Genomic DNA, 17,128 nt, shown 5'->3' with positions numbered 1-17,128 from the left:
CTGTTATAGAACTCTTGGCGGCGGGACGCAAGCCCGTCAGCGCTGCCGCAGCACCTCGACGCCGTCGCCGTCCAGGTCGCCGAGGAACCGGGAACGGCCGGTCATCGCCATGATCAGCGCGAGCGTCGGGCCGGACACGAGGGGTCCCGAGCCGCCGGAAAAGTCACTGTCGGTCGCCTCGAGGCGGAGGCCTTGGACCCGCCCCTTGGCGAGCACCACGAGGTCGGAGCCGAGGTAGTAGCGCGCCACCGCGGTGAGCGTGTCGATCGGATAGTCGCGGCGGATGCCGAGCGGACGGCGGATGTCCTCCCCGTGCACGACGGTCTCGCCGAGCATCGCCACGACCGGCAGCGGCGGTTTGGTGGTGCTGGTGATGACGCGGCGGAAGCGGGCCAGCGTGTCGGCCGGGCTGTCGCCGAGGTGCTCGGCCAGCCGCATCGCGACCTGCCGGTCGAAGTCGAACCGGCAGCGGAGGACGCCCGCCATCCAGCGCACCGGCGTGAGCGACGCGCCCGCGGTGAGGTGGGCCAGCACCTCCCGGACGGAGAGCCCCGCGCACAGCGAGGGCGTGCTCCACGCGGCGTCGGACAGGTCATCGGCCAGCGCGGCGCGTTCGGTGTGGATCTGCGGCCAGGTCATTCCAGGTCTCCTCGGTAGTCGGTGCTCGATAGTCGATGCCGGGTGAGACCGGCCGGATGCGGCAGAATCGTCGGTCGTGGGGGAATTTTCTTCGGAATCCGCGTTCACCCGAGCGGTGGCCCCGTTGCGTGCGGAACTGCGTGCGCACTGTTACCGGATGCTCGGCTCGATCCACGACGCCGACGACGCCGTGCAAGAGGCGCTGCTGCGAGCGTGGCGCGGGCTGCCCGGGTTCGAGGGCCGCAGTGCGCTGCGCACCTGGCTGTACACGGTGGCCACGCGCACCTGTCTGGATCTCATCGAGCAGCGTGGTCGCCGCGCGCTGCCAGTCGACCTGGGCCCGTCGAGCGAACAGGTCGCGTTCGAGGCCCCGCGCACCGACGTGGCCTGGCTGGGTCCCTGCCCCGACTTCCCCGCGGCCAGTTACGAACAACGCGAGGCGGTCGAGCTGGCTTTCGTCGCCGCGTGCCGCCACCTGCCGGGCAATCAGCGGGCGGCGCTGCTGCTGTTCGACGTCCTCGGGTTCTCCGCCGCCGAGATCGCCACGATCATGGAAACGTCCGTGACCTCGGTGAACTCCGCACTGGCGCGCGCCCGCCGGACCATCTCGGCGCACGTCCCCGCCCGGACTCAACAGCAAACCCTGCGCACGCTCGGCGACGCCCGGCTCCAGGAGCTGGTGACCGGTTTCGCGACCGCATTGGCCGACGGCGACGTGGACGGCCTGGTGAACCTGCTGACCGAGGACGTCACCTGGTCGATGCCGCCGCTGCCGCAGTGGTACCGCGGCCGCGCCGCCGTGACAGAGTTCGCCGTCCAGGTCCCGATCACGCGCTGCCCCAGCTGGCGCTTCCGGCTGACCAGTGCGAACGCCCAGCCCGCGGTGGCGTTCTACCTCGGCGGTTCGGCGACTGCCCCGCACGAGGCGTGGTCGATCACCGTGCTGACCTTGCGCGAGGACCGGATCTGCGACCTCACGTCCTTCCTCGGAGCCGAGCATTTCCCAGCCTTCGGGCTGCCCGCGACCGTCAGGCCTTAGGCGCGGCCCGCACGTGCGCGCGCTGCCCCTGCCGTCCGATCAGGCACAGGTACTCGACCGGTTCCGCTGACGCCGCGCCGAACCAGTGCGGGACCCGGGTGTCGAATTCCGCCGCCTCGCCGGGGGAAAGCGTCAGGTCGTGCTCGCCGAGCACCAGCCGTAGCTGTCCATTGAGGACATAAGTCCACTCGTAGCCCTCGTGCGTTTTGGGATCGGGTTCCTGTTTCTTCCGTTGTCCGGGCAGGATGAATTTGTACGCCTGGATCCCGCCCGGACGGCGCGTCAACGGCAGGATCGTCACGCCGTCCGCGCAGCTGATCGGGCGGAGATGGATGCGCGGGTCGCCGGTTTGCGGGGCGTCGACCAGTTCGTCGAGGGTCACGCCGTGCGCGCGGGCCAGCGGCAGCAGCTGTTCCAGGGTCGGCCGCCGGTTGCCGGACTCGAGCCGGGACAGGGTGCTGGCCGCGATGCCGGTCCGCGCGGACAGTTCGGCCAGCGTGATCTCCCGTTTCCGGCGCAGCTCGCGCAGCCGGGGGCCGACTGCGTCCAGGGCTCGGTCGTCGTCCATTCCCCGAGTTTGACAGATTGGCAAGTTCCCTTGCCAGTCTTGCCGGAGGGTTTGCAAGCTGGAACGGGAACGAGGGAAGGAACCGTTGTGCCGCACGCATTCGATCAGTCCTATTGGGACGAGCACTGGGCCGGCGCCGCCGGGCACGCGCGGCTCGCACCGCATCCGCAGCTGGTCGAGGAGGCGGGGAAACTCCCGCCCGGCCGCGCGCTGGACGCGGGCTGCGGGGAAGGAAACGAGGCGCGCTGGCTCGCCGAACACGGCTGGCAGGTGACGGCGGTCGACCTGTCGGAGGAAGTGCTGCGGCACGCGCGCGAACGGTCGAGCGCGGTCGAGTGGGTGTGTGCTGACCTGCTGGAGTGGACTCCGGACGGGCAGTTCGACCTGGTCGCCACTCATTACGTGCACGCCGCCGGGCCGCTGTTCGAGCGGCTGGCGGAGTGGGTCGCGCCGGGCGGGACGTTGCTGGTCGTCGGGCACCATCACGGGGAACTGCATCCGCCGGAGTCGACGATCACTGTCGAGGACGTCGGGCTGGACCCTGCGCAGTGGGTGATCGCTGTCGCGGAGAACCGGACGCGGAAGGTCCACGGCGGGGAACTGCACGACACGATCCTCTGTGCCCGCAAGGTTTCTACGCCCAACGCGTAATCGGTGGCGGCTGACAGCGGTTCGGTAGTGCACGGAGCGGCGTATGCCTGGAGATCGGCTGCGGCACCGGCGCGCACGCTGCCTTGGTGCGAGAGCTGGGCTGGACCCCGCTTGGCGTCGACCTGTCGAGCGGGATGCTGCGACACGCCCGCGCGCGGCTGCCGGTTCGGGACCACAGCGTCGCCGCGGTCGTCGCAGTTCTGGCGCACACCGACATGTCCGCGTATTCGCCATGCTGCGCGAAGTGTCGAGAGTGCTAAGGCCTGGCGGAGTTTTCGTGCACGTCGGCGTCCATCCGTGCTTTTGCGGCGGGTTCGCCGACCGCGGCGACCCGGATTCCGCGACGCCGGGCTGACTCTCGACCGCTTCGCCGAGTCCGGGACTCCGCTGCCGGTCGTGCTGGCAGTGCGCGCTGTGCACCGTTAATTCGGATGCGCGCCGCTCGGACGATCTTTACCCTGGCGATCGTGATACAGCACCAGTTCTACCTCTGAGGGTTCACCGCCTCCACCGGTACCGCGCGCGTTCGCGGCACCGGCCCTCGTCCTTGTCGCTGATCACGTTTCTCCGGAGGCAATTCCCTCATGACCTCTCCGCTTTCGCCTGCGCTCGTGCGCACGGCGCATATCCGGCTGTCCGACGTCCACGTCGCCTTCGGCGGCCGTCCCGTGCTCGCTGGGGTCGATCTGGTCGCCGCGGCCGGCGACCGGGTCGCCGTTGTCGGCGAGAACGGCCGGGGCAAGACCACCCTGTTGCGCGTACTGGCTGGCACTCAGCCGGTCGATCACGGCGAGGTTCGCCGGGCGGGCACGATCGGCGTTGCCGACCAGCAGATTCCGTTGGGAGACCAGGAAACTGTCGGCGATCTGATCGATCTCGAACTGGCGGCCGTACGCAATGCACTGGCCTGCTTGGAAACCGCGACGACCGCGCTCGCCGAAGGACAGCCCGGTGCCGAGGAAGTGTTTGCCCAAGCCCTTTCGGACGCCGAAGCGCTCGACGCGTGGGACGCGGATCGGCGGGTCGAGGTTTCGCTGGCCGCGCTGAACGCGGTCGACGAGCGGAGCCGTCCGCTCGGCACGTTGTCGGTCGGGCAGCGGCATCGGGTCCGGCTGGCGTGTCTGCTCGGCGCGGGGCATTCCGTGCTGCTGCTGGACGAGCCGGCCAACCACCTCGACGCGTCCGGTCTCGCGCACCTCACCGACCGGCTGCGTGCGTACCCGGGTGTGGTCGTGCTGGTGAGCCACGACCGGGCGTTGCTCGCCGACGTCGCCACGTCCTTCCTGGACCTCGACCCATCGAGCGACGGCCGTCCGCGCGGCTACGGCGGTGGCTATGCGGCGTACGTCGAGGCCCGGCAGTCCGAACGGGCTCGATGGGAGGCACTGCACGCCGAGCAACTAGCCGAACGACAGCGGCTCGCGGACGACCTTTCCGCCGCGCAGAACCGATTGCGGGACAACTGGCGTCCGGAAAAGGGCCACGGCAGGCACACGCGCGCAACTCGCGCGCCGGGTTTGGTCCGCGCGGTGCACCGGCGGCAAGAGGAGTTGAACGCGCACGTCGTGGCCGTTCCGCCACCGCCAGCGCGGTTCGTCCTGCCGGAATTGCCGCAGCACCAAGGAACAGTCGCGGTTCGAGCGGCCAGGGTGGCCGTCGCCGGACGGCTGGACCAGCCGGTCGACCTGACCCTCGGCGGCGCGGACCGGCTCGTCGTCACCGGGCGGAACGGGGCGGGAAAGTCGACGCTGCTGGCGGTTCTGGCCGGGAGACTGGAACCGACGTCGGGCACGATCACGCGCGCCCGGTCGGTGCGGATCGGCTGGCTGGGCCAGGAATCCGACCTCCCGGCCCGGCGCACGCCTGCCGAGTTGCTCGAGCAACGCTTCCCGGGCGCGGCTGATTCCGGCTTGCTCAGCGGATACGACCGGCACCGCCCGATCGCCGAACTGTCGACCGGAGCCCGGCGGCGGCTGGATCTGGCGCTGGTCCTGGCGGCGCGCCCGCAGGTACTGCTGCTGGACGAGCCGACGAACCACCTGTCCGCGACGCTGGTCGACGAGCTGACCGAGGCCCTGCACGCGACCCCGGCCGCGGTGGTGGTGGCCACGCACGACCGGCAGTTGTTGCGCGACACGGCTTCCTGGCCGAGGCTGGCGCTCTGAACCGCTCCGAGGTGGCGTTGGGTGCGCTCAACGTCACCTCGGGCGCTAACCGCCCCGAAACATCCGCCGGGCAGCCTGGAGCCATGCCCCTGGTGATCGAGCGAGCCGACTTCGCGAACCCGCAACTCCGCACCTTCCTGCAGGCCCACCTGGACGATCTCGCTCCGACCGCTCCGCCGGAGAGCCGCCACGCCCTCGATCTGGCCGCGCTCCAGCGTCCCGGCATCCGGCTCTGGACCGTCCGAGACGGCCAGCACCTGGTCGGCACCGCCGCCCTGGCCGCGCTGGAACCCCGGCACGAGGAACTGAAAAGCATGCGCACCGACCCCGCTCGCCGCGGGCAAGGCATCGCTCGCACGCTGCTCGATCACCTGCTCCAGGACGCCAAAGACCGCGGCATCGAACGCGTCTCCCTGGAGACCGGCAGCATGGACTTCTTCGCCCCGGCCCGCGCTCTGTATACGCGAGCGGGCTTCACCCCGTGCGCACCGTTCGGAAGCTACCGAGACGACCCGAACAGCACGTACCTGTCCCTCCGTCTCTGAAGCTGTCACAGATCTTCCGCGCCCGGTGTCCATCTGCCGAACACCCGAGAGCGGAGGAGGACCGCATGACGACGACAGTGCTCGGCGGGGGATACGCCGGGGTCATGGCCGCGAACCGGCTGGCGGGGCGCGGCGAAGAAGTGGTGCTGGTCACGCCGAATGCGTGGTTCGTCGAGCGGATTCGCCTGCACCGCGTGGCAACTGGCCTCCGGGAGAACGCCCGGCTCGACCTGGAAACCGTGCTGAACCCGGCCGTCGAGGTCGTCCGCGACACTGCGACCAAGATCGGCGACGGCAAGGTCCAGCTGGCCTCCGGCGAAAACCTGCCCTACGACACCCTCGTTTACGCGGTCGGATCCGGGGCCAGCGACCACAACGGCGCCTACCGGATCGTCTCCGAGGAGGAATCCGGACGGTTCCGCGCCGCCCTCGCCGAGGCACCGGACGCGCCGGTCACCGTCGTCGGCGCGGGCCTGACCGGCGTCGAGCTGGCCGGGGCACTGCGCGAGGCCGGACGCGCGGTGAAGCTGGTCTCCACTGCCCCAGAACGCCGTGCGATCCAGGCGCACCTGCGGTTTCTCGCCAAACAAGGGGTCGAGATCGAGCTTGGCCGACGCGTCGATCCGGCCGCGCTCGACGGGCTCGTCGTGGACACCACCGGCTTCACCGTGCCGAGCCTCGCCGCCGATTCGGGACTGCCGGTCGACGGCTTCGGCCGCTTGCTGGTGGACGAGCAGCTCACCGTCCCCGGACACCCGAACGTCCTCGGCGCGGGCGACGCCGTGCACCTCGCATCGCCCAGTTACCTTCGCGCCGCGTGCGCGACGGCGTTGCCGATGGGCGCCCACGCCGCCGACGTTCTCACCGCGCGCCGCGAAGGGCGGGCCGGGGAAGCGTTCCGGATGGGCTACGTCCTCCAGTGCACCGATCTCGGCAGCGGACGAGGTCGCGTCCAGTTCCTGCATCCGGACGACACCGAGCGCGCGCTCGCGATCGACGGGCGGGCAGGCGGGCTCGTCAAGGAGACGATCTGCCGGATGACCGTGCGATGGCTGACCCAGGAACGGGACCGCGCGGGTCGCTACTCGTGGCCGGCCGGCGCCTAGAGTTGGCCGGCATGGACCACGGTGCCGTCTTCACCGCGCATCGGTCGACGATGCTCGCCGCCGCCTTCCACATCACCGGATCGCGCCACGACGCGGAGGACGTCGTGCAGGACGCGTGGGAAACCTGGTCCCGGGCGGACCTCGCCACGGTCCGCAAGCCGCACGCGTTTCTGTCCGTGATGGTGTCGCGGCTGGCGCTCAACGCGGTTCGCGCGCAGCGGCGCCGGCGCGAGAACTACCCCGATCCCTGGCTGCCGGACCCGGTGGTCGAAGGGGATTCGCCGGAGTGGGAGGTGCTGCATCGCGACGGTCTGGGCCAGGCGCTCGACTTCGTGCTCAGCACGTTGACGCCGGAGCAGGCGGCCGCGTATGTTCTGCGCAAGGTCCTCGACGTCGACTACCCGTCGGTCGCCGAGGTACTGGAGACGACGCCCGTCGCGGCCCGCCAACTCGTCTCGCGCGCGCAACGGGCGGTGACCTCGGCGATCGGCGATTCCTTGCCGGATCAGGGAAAGCGCGACGCCGAGGCGCTGGCGAAGCTGGCCGACGCGGTGCTGTCCGGCGAGATCGAGAGGGTCGCCGCGTTGCTCGCGCCGGACGCGGTCCTGTACTCCGACGGCGGCGGCAAGGTGCTGGCCGCGCGCAAGCCGTTGTTCGGACCGGACCGGATCGCGCGGTTCCTCCTCGGAATCTCCACGATGGAGGAGGTGACGATCGTCCCGGCGATCATCAACGGCAGCGCTGGCGCGGTTTTCCTGCAGGACGGCAAGGCGACGACCACCGTCACGGTGCGAGCCGGAGCAAAGGGCGTGTCGACGCTGTGTTTCGTGCGCAACCCCGACAAGCTGACCGAGATCAGTCTCGCCTAGCCGCGATCCCGTCGTACATCATCCGCCGCACGGCCTCGCTCAACCGGCGCTGTTCGTCGGGGTCCGGATTGCGCAGCGAGGCGATCGCCGACGCCAGGATCATGCCGTTGATCGCCCGCGCGCTGTTCTCGATGTCGAGATCCGCGCGCAGGTACCCGAGTTCGACGCCGTGCGACAGGTACGCCGCGGTCAGCTCGGTGGCCAGTTCGAAGAAGTCCAGTACCCGCGCCGCCATCGCTTTGTCGATACCGGCGGCTTCGAAGAGCAGCAGCCGCGGGACGCGCGGGTCCTCGCCGAAGATCTGCGCCAGCGCGTCGCCGATCCGCGCGGTCTGCTCGCGGTAAGCGTCCAAAGTAGACACCGCGTCCGGCGCGTTCTCCGCGGTGAGCGCGGTGACGATGCGGGCGACCAGGTCGTCGATGACGTGGTCCACGATGTCGCGCTTGTTCTGGAAGTAGCGGTAGAAGGTGCCGTGCCCGATGCCGAGCTTCGTGGCGATGTCGGAGATGCCCGTGGCGTGGTAGCCGAGGTCGGCGAAGCAGTCGAACGCCGCGTCGATGATCTCGCGGCGCAGTTCCTGCTTCTTGCGCTCGGCTCGGGTGGTGCGGGCGCTCTCCTGGGCTGTCACGCACTGCAGTGTATTGCCAAGCTCGGCCAAGTGACATACCGTTCCGTTACTGACAAGTAGTTCCGGACGAGAGGTCGGACATGGACGCGCAGTACGACGCAGTCATCGTCGGCGCGGGCTTCGGGGGCATGGGGGCGGCCATCCAGCTGCGCCGCCTCGGCTACCGCGACCTGCTGATTCTCGACCGCGAGGACGACCTCGGCGGGACCTGGCACGTGAACCGGTATCCGGGGCTGGCCGTCGACATCCCGTCGTCCACCTACTCCTACTCGTTCGAACCGAATCCGTACTGGTCGCGGCTGTTCGCGCCGGGCGCGGAGCTGAAGAAGTACGCCGAGCACGTCGCCGACAAGTACGGCCTGCGCGCCTCGATGCGCTTCGGCACGGTGGTGACCGGCGCGACCTGGGACGGCTCCAGCTGGCGGGTCAGCATCGAAGGCGGCGAGACGGTCACCGCGAAGTACCTGCTCACCGCCACCGGGTTCCTCTCTCAGCCGAAGATGCCGGACATCGAGGGCATCGAGAAGTTCGCGGGCAAGGTCATCCACACCACGCAGTGGGACGACAGCTACGACCTGACCGGCAAACGCGCCGCGGTGATCGGCACCGGCGCGACGGCCGTCCAGCTCATCCCGGAGATCGCCAAGGCCGCCGCGGAACTGACGGTCTACCAGCGCACGCCGATCTGGGTCAGCCCGAAGCCGGACTACGCCGTGCCGAAGCCGGTGCAGCAGGCGTTCGCGAAACTGCCGCTGGTGCAGCGCGCGGTGCGGCTGGCGGGCAGTTCGATCCTGGAGCTGATGATGATCTCCGGCGTCGTGCAGTACCGGCAGTTCCGCGGGGCCAACCGGATCGCCGAACGCTGGTGCCGCGCGCATCTGTACCGCCAGGTCCGCGACCCGGAACTGCGCCGCAAGCTGACGCCGGACTACTCCTTCGGCTGCAAGCGGCCGGCGTTCTCCAACGACTACTTCCCGGCCTTCACCCGTCCGCACGTGCATCTCGAAACCACCAGCATCGAGCGGATCGACGAGTCCGGGATCGTCACCGCGGACGGCAAGCGCACCGAGATCGACACGCTCGTGCTGGCCACCGGCTTCAACCTGTGGGACACGAACTTCCCGGCGATCGAGATCATCGGCCGGGACGGCAAGAACCTCGGCAAATGGTGGCGCGACAACCGGTTCCAGGCGTACGAGGGCGTGACCGTGCCCGGCTTCCCGAACCTGGTTTCGCTGAACAGCCCGTATTCCTACAGCGGCCTGTCGTACTTCACGACCATCGAATGCCAGATGAAGCACATCGACCGGCTGTTCAAGGGGATGCGCGCCCGCGGCTCGGACGTGTTCGAGGTGACCCAGCGGGCGAACGACGAGTTCCTGGACCGGATGAAACACAAGGTCGGGCACTCGGTGTTCGCGCTCGGCCAGTGCGCGACGGCCAACAGCTACTACTTCAACCAGCACGGCGAGGCGACCCTGCTGCGTCCGACGTCTACGATCAGCGCGCACCGCGAGGCGGTGCGGTTCCCGCTGGAGGATTACAGCTTCGCCTGAGCCCGGGTGAGGTGTGCCGGTCCGGGGAACCTCCGGCCCCCGATCGGCGTCGAGGATGGCGTGAACACTCAGCAAGACGTCCTGGCCAGCCTCCGCACGCAGGCCGAGCCTGCCCTGGGCAAGGGCGCGGCGGCGCGGATCCGCGCCTTCGAGAACGGCGACCTGTATGTCGAGGCGCGCACCGCGTCCACGATCTGGGCGTGGCTGGTCGACTTCCTCCTGGTCACCGGCCTCTCGGTGGCCGCGGCGGTGGCGTACTACGCGAAGTCGAACGCCGTCGACGCCGCGGTCGGGGCGAGCGTGATCGGGATCGCGGGGCTGTTCGTCCTGCCGCTGCTGTACGGCTGGTTCTACGGCAACGGACGCGGCCTCGGCGCGTTGTTCAACGGCATTCGCCTGGTCCGGCTCCGCGACGGCGGCCGGATCGGGCTCTGGAAGGCGGGCTGGGCGATGCTGATACGCACGCTCGGCTTCGTGATCATCGCGCTGGGTGTGCTGAACGGCGACGTCACCGTGACGAACGGGGTCCGCACGAGCATCGACGTCCGCGAGACCGAACGGCTCCGCGCGGCCGGGTTCGTGCGGAAGCCATGAGCGGGTACCAGGTCCGCGCGGTCGCGGACACCCCCGAACAACGGCTGCGCGACTACACCACCCGGCTGCAGGCGATCGTCACCATGCGCCGGGTCTACCGCGTGATGACGGCCAGCCTCGCCGGGCTCTTCGGTCTCAGCGGGCTCCTGGTCGGGATGCTGGCGCATTCCGCCGCGGGAGGGTTCAGCCTGGCGGGCGGCGGTGTCTTCTTCGCGGTTTTGTGGCTCGGCGGAGTCTTGATCTGGCGTGCCAGGCCGGCGACCGAACGCGCGTTGAATCCTGGTTCGCATCCGCCCGCCGGTCGAACGCCGGGGAACGTGCGGGGAGCTTTCTTTGCCGCGGCGGGGATGGGTTGTTTGACGGCCGTCGTATGTGGACTGTCCTTTATGTCCTCTCCGCCCTCGGACGCTGAGCTGAAGCTGGCGATCATCGGGCTCGGTACCTTCGTGGTCTTCGCGGTTTTGTTCGTCCCGCCGGGATACGTCTACGCGCAGTCCGATCAGTACTTCGCGAAATGGCTCAACCGCAACCGCGCGGCTTACGAGGCAGCGGCTCGGCGGCTTTAAGGCGTGCGACGGCGCAGCGTCGCCGCGCCGAGTCCCAACGCCAGCACCGCGCAGCCGAGCACGATGAGGATGTTGCGGGTCAACGATGTCGTCCAGGCCGAGCTGTGCGTCACCTGGGTGAGCGCTTCGACGGCGTAGGACAGCGGCATCACGTCCGACAGCCAGTGCAGCACCCAGCCCATCTGGTCGCGCGGCTGGAAAAGCCCGCACAGCAAGGCTTGCGGCAGCACGAACAGCGGCATGAACTGCACCGCCTGGAACTCGCTCGTCGCGAACGCGCTCACGAACAGCCCCAGCGCCATGCCGAGCAACGCGTCGAGTGCGGTGATCAACAGCAGCGACCACACCGAACCGGCCACCGTCAGCCCGAGCCACCACAGGCTGACCGCTGTCGCGACCGCCACCTGCAGCACCGCGACCAGGCCGAACGCCAGCGCGTACCCGGCGAGCAGGTCGAATTTCCCCAGCGGCAACGTCATCAGCCGTTCCAGGGTGCCCGCGGTGCGTTCGCGCAGGGTCGTGATCGACGCGATCAGGAACATGATCACGAACGGGAACACGCCGAGCAGTGCCGGCGCGATCCGGCTGAACACCTCAGCTGAGTTGAACACGAAGCGCAGCAACACCATCAGCAGCGTCGGCACGAGGATGAGCATCACGACCGTGCGCGGGTCGTGCCGCAGCTGGGCGAGGATGCGGCGAGTGGTGGCGAGAGTGATCGAGGCAGTCATCGCTGAGCCTTCACGAGGTGCAGGAACGCGCGTTCGAGGTCTTGTTCGCCGGTGGCCGCGCGCAGGGCGTCCGGAGAATCGTCGGCGAGCAGCGCACCGTCGCGCATCAGCAGCAGCCGGGTGCACCGGGCGGCCTCGTCCATGACGTGGCTGGACACCAGAAGCGTGGTGCCGTCCGCGGCGAGGCGATGGAAAACGTTCCACAAATGCTCGCGCAGCAACGGATCCAGCCCCACGGTCGGCTCGTCGAGCACGAGCAGCTCGGGTTCGCCGAGCAGCGCGACGGCGAGGCTCGCGCGGCTGCGCTGGCCGCCGGAGAGCCGCCCGACCAGTGCGTCCGCGTGCGAACCGAGGCCGACCTGCTCGATCGCGTCGCTCACCGACCGGGCCGGCGCGCCCAGCACGGCGGCGAAGTAGCGCAGGGATTCGGTGACCGTGAGGTCGGCGTAGACCGCCGGCGCCTGCGTGGCGTACCCGATCCGCTTGCGCAACCGGCGGCTTCCGGCGGGTTCGCCGAGCACCGTGACCGTGCCGCCGTGGGTCACCTGCACGCCGACGACGGCGCGCATCAACGTGGTCTTCCCGCAGCCGCTCGGTCCGAGCAGCCCGGTGACCGAACCGGGCTCGACGCGGAAGCTCACGTCGCGCAGCACTTCCCGGCCACCGCGGACGACGCGCAGGCCGTCGATGACCACCGCGGAATTAATCATGCGGTTAATTCTGCGCGCGCGGAATTTCCCTGTCAAGCGCGGACTGGCGGATCAGCCGAGGTCAGGTGCGGTCGACGTACTGCTGCACCGCCGGAGCGATCAACGCGACGACGTCCTCGTGCGAGGCCCCGGCGAGAGGTTCGACCTGGATGACGTAGCGGACCATGGCGAGCCCGACCAGCTGGGCGGCGATGCCGGTGACCCGCAAGGGCGGGATGTCGAGCGCGTCGGCGATCTTGTCGAGCAGCGCGCCCTGGATGAAGCCGCGCAGCATGTCCGCGGCCTGTTCGGTGGTGGACACCGAGCGCAGCACGCCGAAGAACGCGTCGCGCGAGGCCGGGGTTTCCCAGAGCGTGAGGAACAGCCGGACGAGCCGTTCGCCGACCTCGGCGCGCGGCCCGTCGAGGATCGCGGCGACCACGACGCCGGGGTCGGCCGGGAGATGCAGCGCGGTCGCGAAGACCTGGTCCTTGCTGCCGAAGAAGTGGTGCACGAGCGCGGGATTCACGCCCGCCTCGGCGGCGATCGCGCGGATCGTCGCGCCCTCGTAGCCGTTCCGCCCGAACAGGTCCCGCGCGGCGGCCAGAATGGCCTCCCGCGTCTCGGTCTGCCCGGGGCGGCGTCCCGTCCGTGCCATCGGCGTCCTTTCGTCCGCTCCAGTATCGCGGGACCATGGGCGTACAGCTGGCTGTGCCTGATCTTTGCCTCGCCGGTCTTGACTCCGGGGCCGGACAGGAGGGGGAGCAATGAACGAGACAGCGGTCCGGGTGCTGATCCGAGCCTCGGATCCCCTTGCCGACACGGGGATCCGGAGCTGGCTGCAGGCCCGGCCGGAGTTTCCGTGGCGACCGACGAGGCGGACGTAGTCGTCGTCGCGGCCGAGTTGCTGTCGGTGGCGGTGACGTCGACGTTGCGCGGGCTCAAGGCCACTGTGGACGCTCCGGTGGTCCTGCTGGCCAACGAGGAGGCCGCAGGCCCGGCGGTGCTGACCGCGGTGGAGTGCAACGTGGTCGCCCTGTTGGACCGCGAGCGCACGTCGAGCGAGCAGTTGGCGGCCGCGGTGCTGACCGCCGCGCACGGCGGAGCAATCCTTCCCCCGGCGGCGCTGGGCACGCCGCTCAGCCACGTCCGCCGCCCGACCCACCCCCGGCCGACGCACAGTTCCGGCCTGACACAACGGGAAATCGACGTACTGCGGCTGCTGGCCGAAGGCCTCGACACGGCGGAAACCGCGGAGAAAATCAACTTCTCGGAGCGTGCGGTGAAGAAGGTGATCCACGATCTGTCGCAACGGCTGGACCTGCGAAACCGCACGCACGCGGTCGCTTACGCACTTCGCAACGGGGCGATTTGAGGCGGGTGGGGTTTGGCAGGAAGTCGTGGGCGGTTGGCTGCGCTGTGCGGTCGTGGGGGCGGGGTCGGCGGGAGGTTGGGGTTTGGGCTGCATCGCGCATGCTTGAGGCTTCCGGCCGCCGCGTGAGCCCGGTGGGTGGGTTGTGCGGGAGGTCGGGCTTCTGACTGTGCCGCGCGAGCGCGGAGGAGAAGGCCCGCGCAAGCTTGAGGCTTCCGGCCGCCGCGTGACCTCGGCGGGTGGGTTGTGCGGGAGGTCAGGCTTTGGGACTGCGTCGCGGGGCCCCGGCGAGCAAGGCCCTCGAAAGCTTGAGGCTCCCCGCTATCTCGCGCGACCGCGGCGGGCAAGGTCTGCGGAAGTCGGGGCTTGTGGCTGTGCCGTGCGGTCGCGGCGGGCAAGCCATGCGACGACCGCGCCCCTCGCTGCATTCACGCGCCCGGCGGGCAAGGCCTGCGAAACCCGAGACTCCCCGCCGCCCGGCGCGGCCGTCCGAGCGCGGCCGAGAAACGGGGCGGGCGCTCAGATGATGCCGGTCCGCAGCGCGTACGCGACCGCGTGCGAGCGGTTTCGCAGGTCGAACCGCACGAGGAGCGTGCTGATGATGTTCTTGATCGTCCGTTCCGAATACGCCAGCCGCTCGGCGATTTCGACCGTGCCCAAACCGTCCGCGAGGAGGCCGAGGATTTCCACCTCTCGGCTCTGCAACCGGTGCCGGTCGAGGAGGCCGCGCGGGTACTGGGCCTCGCCCTCGCTGGTGCGGAACTCGCTCGCCAGCCTGGCCGCGCGGACGTCTTCCGGTTCGCCCGCGGGCACCCGGGCGGCCAGCGCGTCCAGGAGCTTCTCGCGCGTCGCGGAACCCCGGTACAGCGCCGCGGACAGGCCGAATCCGCCGAGTCTGCTCAGTTCGGCCTTCTCGATCCGGTCCGCGACCAGCACCGCGCGCACGTCCGCGACGAGCGTGGTCCGGCGGATCCGCGCCAGGTCGAGCAGGGTTTTCTCGCGGACCTCCGGCACGATCACGAGCAGGACGTCCGCGCGCGGGACCTCGCCGGGAGCCAGCACGGCATAGCGGGCCGCGCCGCGCAGGTAGGCGGCGGCGCCCTCGCCGCTGATCGGATCGGCGGCGATGATCGCCACTCGTTCGGGCAATGCGCTCATGTCAGCTCACAGACCAGTCGTCCCGGCGCGCAGGGTCGATCTGCCTCGGCAGTCCATCGTCAGTTAAGGAGGTAATTGAACGTTAGTACCTGTAACCCTCGTTGCACGATAGCACTAGACGGGAGTCCAGTGCTGGTAATTGCCCGCACGACCGGACGGCGTTCACACGATCCGCGGCCTCGTGCCAGGTCCCGGCTAGACGGTCCTGAACGTGGCCATCATCCCCATGTCCTCGTGCTCCGCGTTGTGGCAGTGGAACATGTACCGCCCTCGGTACCCGTCGAACCGCGCGATCACCTCGACTGCTTCGCCGGGCTGAAGGTCCACGGTGTCCTTGCGGCCCGCGTCGTGTGGTGCGGGTGCTTTGCCACCGCGGGAAAGTATCTGGAAGTGCACCAGGTGCAGGTGGATCGGATGGTGCAGATCCGCGACGAAACGCCAGATCTCGACGTCGCCGAGTTTCGGCTGGGCCGCGATTTTCGTCGGGGTGAAGGCTTCGCCGCCGATGGTCCAGCCGTGCCTGCCGTTGAACTGTCCACTTCGGAAAGCGAACTCGCGCGTCACGGTCGCTTGTGCCCGGTCCAGATGCTCCACTTCGGACAGTCGAGCCGGGACAAAGCTGTCGTCCTGCGCCCGGCGAGCGACGCGAAACCGCATGACCTGTGCGGTGGAACCAGTGCCGAGCCGGTTCACCAGCGTCACCTCGGTACCGACCGGATAGGCGCCGAAATTGACCACCATGTCGTACCGTTCGGCGGGAGCGATCGGCAGATGCTCGTGGCCGCGCGGGGCGTCGAGCAAACCTTGGTCCGAGCCGATCTGGGTAAAAGCAGGTCCGCTCGGCGGTGGCGGGTTGAGCGCGAGGTCGTACCGGCGGGCGTTGGAACCGTTGAGGAATCGCAGCCGGTACCGGGTCGCCGAGACCTCCGCGACCGGCCACGGTGCGCCGTTCACCAGCAGCACGTCGCCGAGAACACCTGCCGCGTAAGCATCTTCGACCCCGGGAACGGATCGCAGGGAAGGATCCAGCGACGGGTACCGCATCGATCCGTCCTCGGCGAACGCGCGGTCGGTGATCAGGAGCGGGAGCTCTCGCTCGCCGCGCGGCAGCGGCAGGGCGTCTTCCTCGTCGTCGCGGACGATGTGCAACCCGGCGAGTCCGCGATACACGGCCGGACCGGTGAAATCCATCCGGTGGTCGTGATACCAGAGCATCGCGGCCTTCTGCCGCAACGGATACGTGTACTCGCGCGTGCCGGTGGTGACGACGGCGTCCGGGTCGGCCATCCCCGAATGCCCGTGCCCGGCACTGGCGAGGTATCGGCCGTCGGCGGGCAGGACGAGGTCGGTGGCGTATCCGTCCGACTCCGGCGGCGTGCGTCCGCCGTGCAGGTGCACGACGGTCGGCACCGGAAGTTCGTTGCGGTGCCGGACGATCGTGGTCCGGCCGCTGCGGGACTCGATCGTCGGTCCGGGGAAAATGCCCTGATAGCCCCAAATCGGCGTGCGCAGGCCAGGCAGGATCTCCGCGGTGCTCGCCCGCTGCACGATCTCGTACCGGTCGACGCCGCCGTCGCGGGACACCGGCTGCAGCACCGGCGGCAGCGGCAAGGGCACCTGAAACGGGTGCGGCAGCGGCACTTCGCTGGTCAGCAGCTCGCCGGTGGCCGCGGCCGGACGCAACAACCGCGGGGTGACGAACCCGGCCGTGAGCACCACTCCGGCTCCGCCCGCCAGCCCGAGAAACCGGCGGCGCGACATCCCGCTCATCGCCGCGCCCCGGTGCGCCAGATGCCGAACAGCGTGCCGAGCGCGATCGCGACCAGCGCGACCCCGAGCGGAATGTGCAGGTCAAGCGCACCGGCCTGCCCGGCGAAATACTGCGCGGTCTCGCCGCCGGCCAGCAGCAGGCTCGTCCAGAACGGCCATCGGACGCCGCCGCGCCACCAGTACAGCGCGGCAGGCACGAGCTGCACCAGCGCGACCGTCGACACGATGTTCGCGCCGAGTTCGTGCATCGCCAGCATGTCGTAATCGCCGATCAGATACCGCCCGGCGAACACCGGCTGTCCGAGGATCGCGACGGCGTGCACCGTCACGACGGCCCGCAGCACCGCCAGCACCGTCCGCCCGCGGGTCAGGACCGCTTCGGTCACCGTTCCCCCTTGTGCGCGTAAGACTTCCCCCGAACAGACGCTAAGCTGAAGTTCTCATGCCGTCCAAGACCAAATTCGCCATGTATTCATGACCTC

General features: G+C 69.5%; 20 protein-coding genes. 11 read left to right on the top strand and 9 right to left on the bottom strand.

Annotation, left to right across the window (positions count from 1 at the left end):
* Positions 1 to 36: 36 nt before the first annotated feature.
* Entirely contained in the window at positions 37 to 639 is a 603-nt protein-coding gene (locus tag CU254_RS31670) for a maleylpyruvate isomerase family mycothiol-dependent enzyme (RefSeq protein ID WP_009082723.1), read from the bottom strand.
* A 76-nt stretch (positions 640 to 715) separates the two neighbouring features.
* On the opposite strand from CU254_RS31670, the gene CU254_RS31665 reads away from it, so the two are divergent.
* Positions 716 to 1,678, top strand: coding sequence for a sigma-70 family RNA polymerase sigma factor (locus tag CU254_RS31665; RefSeq protein ID WP_009082722.1), 963 nt, complete (start codon positions 716 to 718; stop codon positions 1,676 to 1,678).
* On the opposite strand, the gene CU254_RS31660 is transcribed toward CU254_RS31665, so the two are convergent.
* Positions 1,668 to 2,246, bottom strand: coding sequence for a helix-turn-helix domain-containing protein (locus CU254_RS31660; protein WP_037715446.1), 579 nt, complete (start codon positions 2,244 to 2,246; stop codon positions 1,668 to 1,670). The genes CU254_RS31665 and CU254_RS31660 overlap by 11 nt on opposite strands.
* A gap of 87 nt (positions 2,247 to 2,333) precedes the next feature.
* Here CU254_RS31660 and CU254_RS31655 point away from each other — a divergent pair, with 87 nt between their 5' ends.
* The 6 genes from CU254_RS31655 to CU254_RS31630 all read left to right on the top strand — a co-directional run bounded on the left by CU254_RS31655 (position 2,334) and on the right by CU254_RS31630 (position 7,582).
* Positions 2,334 to 2,897, top strand: coding sequence for a trans-aconitate 2-methyltransferase (locus CU254_RS31655; protein WP_037715444.1), 564 nt, complete (start codon positions 2,334 to 2,336; stop codon positions 2,895 to 2,897).
* An 86-nt stretch (positions 2,898 to 2,983) separates the two neighbouring features.
* A complete protein-coding gene (locus CU254_RS45070) occupies positions 2,984 to 3,157 on the top strand; it encodes a hypothetical protein (RefSeq protein WP_199786030.1) in 174 nt (57 codons plus the stop codon).
* A 324-nt stretch (positions 3,158 to 3,481) separates the two neighbouring features.
* Entirely contained in the window at positions 3,482 to 5,062 is a 1,581-nt protein-coding gene (locus CU254_RS31645; RefSeq protein WP_009082716.1) for an ABC-F family ATP-binding cassette domain-containing protein, read from the top strand.
* Positions 5,063 to 5,145: 83 nt separating this feature from the next.
* Positions 5,146 to 5,607: a GNAT family N-acetyltransferase gene (locus tag CU254_RS31640; protein ID WP_037715442.1), complete on the top strand. Its 462-nt coding sequence runs from the start codon at positions 5,146 to 5,148 to the stop codon at positions 5,605 to 5,607.
* Between the two features lie 65 nt (positions 5,608 to 5,672).
* A complete protein-coding gene (locus CU254_RS31635) occupies positions 5,673 to 6,713 on the top strand; it encodes an NAD(P)/FAD-dependent oxidoreductase (protein WP_050788329.1) in 1,041 nt (346 codons plus the stop codon).
* Between the two features lie 11 nt (positions 6,714 to 6,724).
* The gene (locus tag CU254_RS31630; protein WP_009082710.1) at positions 6,725 to 7,582 is read left to right on the top strand and encodes a sigma factor; all 858 of its coding nucleotides are present in this window, start codon (positions 6,725 to 6,727) and stop codon (positions 7,580 to 7,582) included.
* On the opposite strand, the gene CU254_RS31625 is transcribed toward CU254_RS31630, so the two are convergent.
* Complete coding sequence (locus tag CU254_RS31625; protein ID WP_009082708.1) at positions 7,569 to 8,210, bottom strand: TetR/AcrR family transcriptional regulator; 642 nt, start codon at positions 8,208 to 8,210, stop codon at positions 7,569 to 7,571. The two genes, CU254_RS31630 and CU254_RS31625, sit on opposite strands and share 14 nt — an antisense overlap.
* Positions 8,211 to 8,290: 80 nt before the next feature.
* On the opposite strand from CU254_RS31625, the gene CU254_RS31620 reads away from it, so the two are divergent.
* Genes CU254_RS31620 through CU254_RS31610 form a run of 3 tightly spaced genes read left to right on the top strand, consistent with a single transcriptional unit; the run spans position 8,291 to position 10,926 of the window.
* Complete coding sequence (locus tag CU254_RS31620) at positions 8,291 to 9,766, top strand: NAD(P)/FAD-dependent oxidoreductase (protein ID WP_009082706.1); 1,476 nt, start codon at positions 8,291 to 8,293, stop codon at positions 9,764 to 9,766.
* 60 nt (positions 9,767 to 9,826) lie between these two features.
* On the top strand, positions 9,827 to 10,360 hold the full coding sequence (locus tag CU254_RS31615) for an RDD family protein (RefSeq protein WP_063631982.1): 534 nt from the start codon (positions 9,827 to 9,829) through the stop codon (positions 10,358 to 10,360).
* Complete coding sequence (locus CU254_RS31610; RefSeq protein ID WP_009082704.1) at positions 10,357 to 10,926, top strand: hypothetical protein; 570 nt, start codon at positions 10,357 to 10,359, stop codon at positions 10,924 to 10,926. Before CU254_RS31615 ends, CU254_RS31610 begins: the two co-directional genes overlap by 4 nt.
* On the opposite strand, the gene CU254_RS31605 is transcribed toward CU254_RS31610, so the two are convergent.
* The 3 genes from CU254_RS31605 to CU254_RS31595 form a co-directional block, all read right to left on the bottom strand.
* Positions 10,923 to 11,657, bottom strand: coding sequence for an ABC transporter permease (locus tag CU254_RS31605; RefSeq protein ID WP_009082703.1), 735 nt, complete (start codon positions 11,655 to 11,657; stop codon positions 10,923 to 10,925). The genes CU254_RS31610 and CU254_RS31605 overlap by 4 nt on opposite strands.
* The gene (locus CU254_RS31600) at positions 11,654 to 12,367 is read right to left on the bottom strand and encodes an ABC transporter ATP-binding protein (RefSeq protein WP_009082701.1); all 714 of its coding nucleotides are present in this window, start codon (positions 12,365 to 12,367) and stop codon (positions 11,654 to 11,656) included. Before CU254_RS31600 ends, CU254_RS31605 begins: the two co-directional genes overlap by 4 nt.
* Before the next feature lie 61 nt (positions 12,368 to 12,428).
* Entirely contained in the window at positions 12,429 to 13,004 is a 576-nt protein-coding gene (locus CU254_RS31595) for a TetR family transcriptional regulator (RefSeq protein ID WP_009082699.1), read from the bottom strand.
* A gap of 204 nt (positions 13,005 to 13,208) precedes the next feature.
* On the opposite strand from CU254_RS31595, the gene CU254_RS31590 reads away from it, so the two are divergent.
* The gene (locus CU254_RS31590; protein WP_009082698.1) at positions 13,209 to 13,721 is read left to right on the top strand and encodes a response regulator transcription factor; all 513 of its coding nucleotides are present in this window, start codon (positions 13,209 to 13,211) and stop codon (positions 13,719 to 13,721) included.
* 516 nt (positions 13,722 to 14,237) lie between these two features.
* Here CU254_RS31590 and CU254_RS31585 read toward each other — a convergent pair.
* The 3 genes from CU254_RS31585 to CU254_RS31575 all read right to left on the bottom strand — a co-directional run bounded on the left by CU254_RS31585 (position 14,238) and on the right by CU254_RS31575 (position 17,032).
* Positions 14,238 to 14,876: a LuxR C-terminal-related transcriptional regulator gene (locus tag CU254_RS31585; RefSeq protein ID WP_009082696.1), complete on the bottom strand. Its 639-nt coding sequence runs from the start codon at positions 14,874 to 14,876 to the stop codon at positions 14,238 to 14,240.
* 195 nt (positions 14,877 to 15,071) lie between these two features.
* Positions 15,072 to 16,646, bottom strand: a complete 1,575-nt coding sequence (locus CU254_RS31580; RefSeq protein WP_037715436.1) for a multicopper oxidase family protein — start codon at positions 16,644 to 16,646, stop codon at positions 15,072 to 15,074.
* Positions 16,643 to 17,032: a hypothetical protein gene (locus CU254_RS31575; RefSeq protein WP_009082693.1), complete on the bottom strand. Its 390-nt coding sequence runs from the start codon at positions 17,030 to 17,032 to the stop codon at positions 16,643 to 16,645. Before CU254_RS31575 ends, CU254_RS31580 begins: the two co-directional genes overlap by 4 nt.
* Between the last annotated feature and the right edge of the window lie 96 nt (positions 17,033 to 17,128).

This window comes from Amycolatopsis sp. AA4, assembly GCF_002796545.1.
GTDB lineage: Bacteria > Actinomycetota > Actinomycetes > Mycobacteriales > Pseudonocardiaceae > Amycolatopsis.
The sequence above is the reverse complement of the archived record's forward strand: the minus strand, read 5'-3'. Positions and strand labels throughout refer to the sequence as shown.

Excerpts from the sequence above, each read along its gene's own strand:
- CU254_RS31670 (WP_009082723.1), bottom strand. The coding sequence starts at position 639 with ATGACCTGGCCGCAGATCCACACCGAACGCGCCGCGCTGGCCGATGAC.
- CU254_RS31660 (WP_037715446.1), bottom strand. The coding sequence starts at position 2,246 with ATGGACGACGACCGAGCCCTGGACGCAGTCGGCCCCCGGCTGCGCGAG.
- CU254_RS31645 (WP_009082716.1), top strand. The coding sequence starts at position 3,482 with ATGACCTCTCCGCTTTCGCCTGCGCTCGTGCGCACGGCGCATATCCGG.
- CU254_RS31640 (WP_037715442.1), top strand. The coding sequence starts at position 5,146 with ATGCCCCTGGTGATCGAGCGAGCCGACTTCGCGAACCCGCAACTCCGC.
- CU254_RS31635 (WP_050788329.1), top strand. The coding sequence starts at position 5,673 with ATGACGACGACAGTGCTCGGCGGGGGATACGCCGGGGTCATGGCCGCG.
- CU254_RS31630 (WP_009082710.1), top strand. The coding sequence starts at position 6,725 with ATGGACCACGGTGCCGTCTTCACCGCGCATCGGTCGACGATGCTCGCC.
- CU254_RS31620 (WP_009082706.1), top strand. The coding sequence starts at position 8,291 with ATGGACGCGCAGTACGACGCAGTCATCGTCGGCGCGGGCTTCGGGGGC.
- CU254_RS31610 (WP_009082704.1), top strand. The coding sequence starts at position 10,357 with ATGAGCGGGTACCAGGTCCGCGCGGTCGCGGACACCCCCGAACAACGG.
- CU254_RS31605 (WP_009082703.1), bottom strand. The coding sequence starts at position 11,657 with ATGACTGCCTCGATCACTCTCGCCACCACTCGCCGCATCCTCGCCCAG.
- CU254_RS31600 (WP_009082701.1), bottom strand. The coding sequence starts at position 12,367 with ATGATTAATTCCGCGGTGGTCATCGACGGCCTGCGCGTCGTCCGCGGT.
- CU254_RS31595 (WP_009082699.1), bottom strand. The coding sequence starts at position 13,004 with ATGGCACGGACGGGACGCCGCCCCGGGCAGACCGAGACGCGGGAGGCC.
- CU254_RS31585 (WP_009082696.1), bottom strand. The coding sequence starts at position 14,876 with ATGAGCGCATTGCCCGAACGAGTGGCGATCATCGCCGCCGATCCGATC.
- CU254_RS31580 (WP_037715436.1), bottom strand. The coding sequence starts at position 16,646 with ATGAGCGGGATGTCGCGCCGCCGGTTTCTCGGGCTGGCGGGCGGAGCC.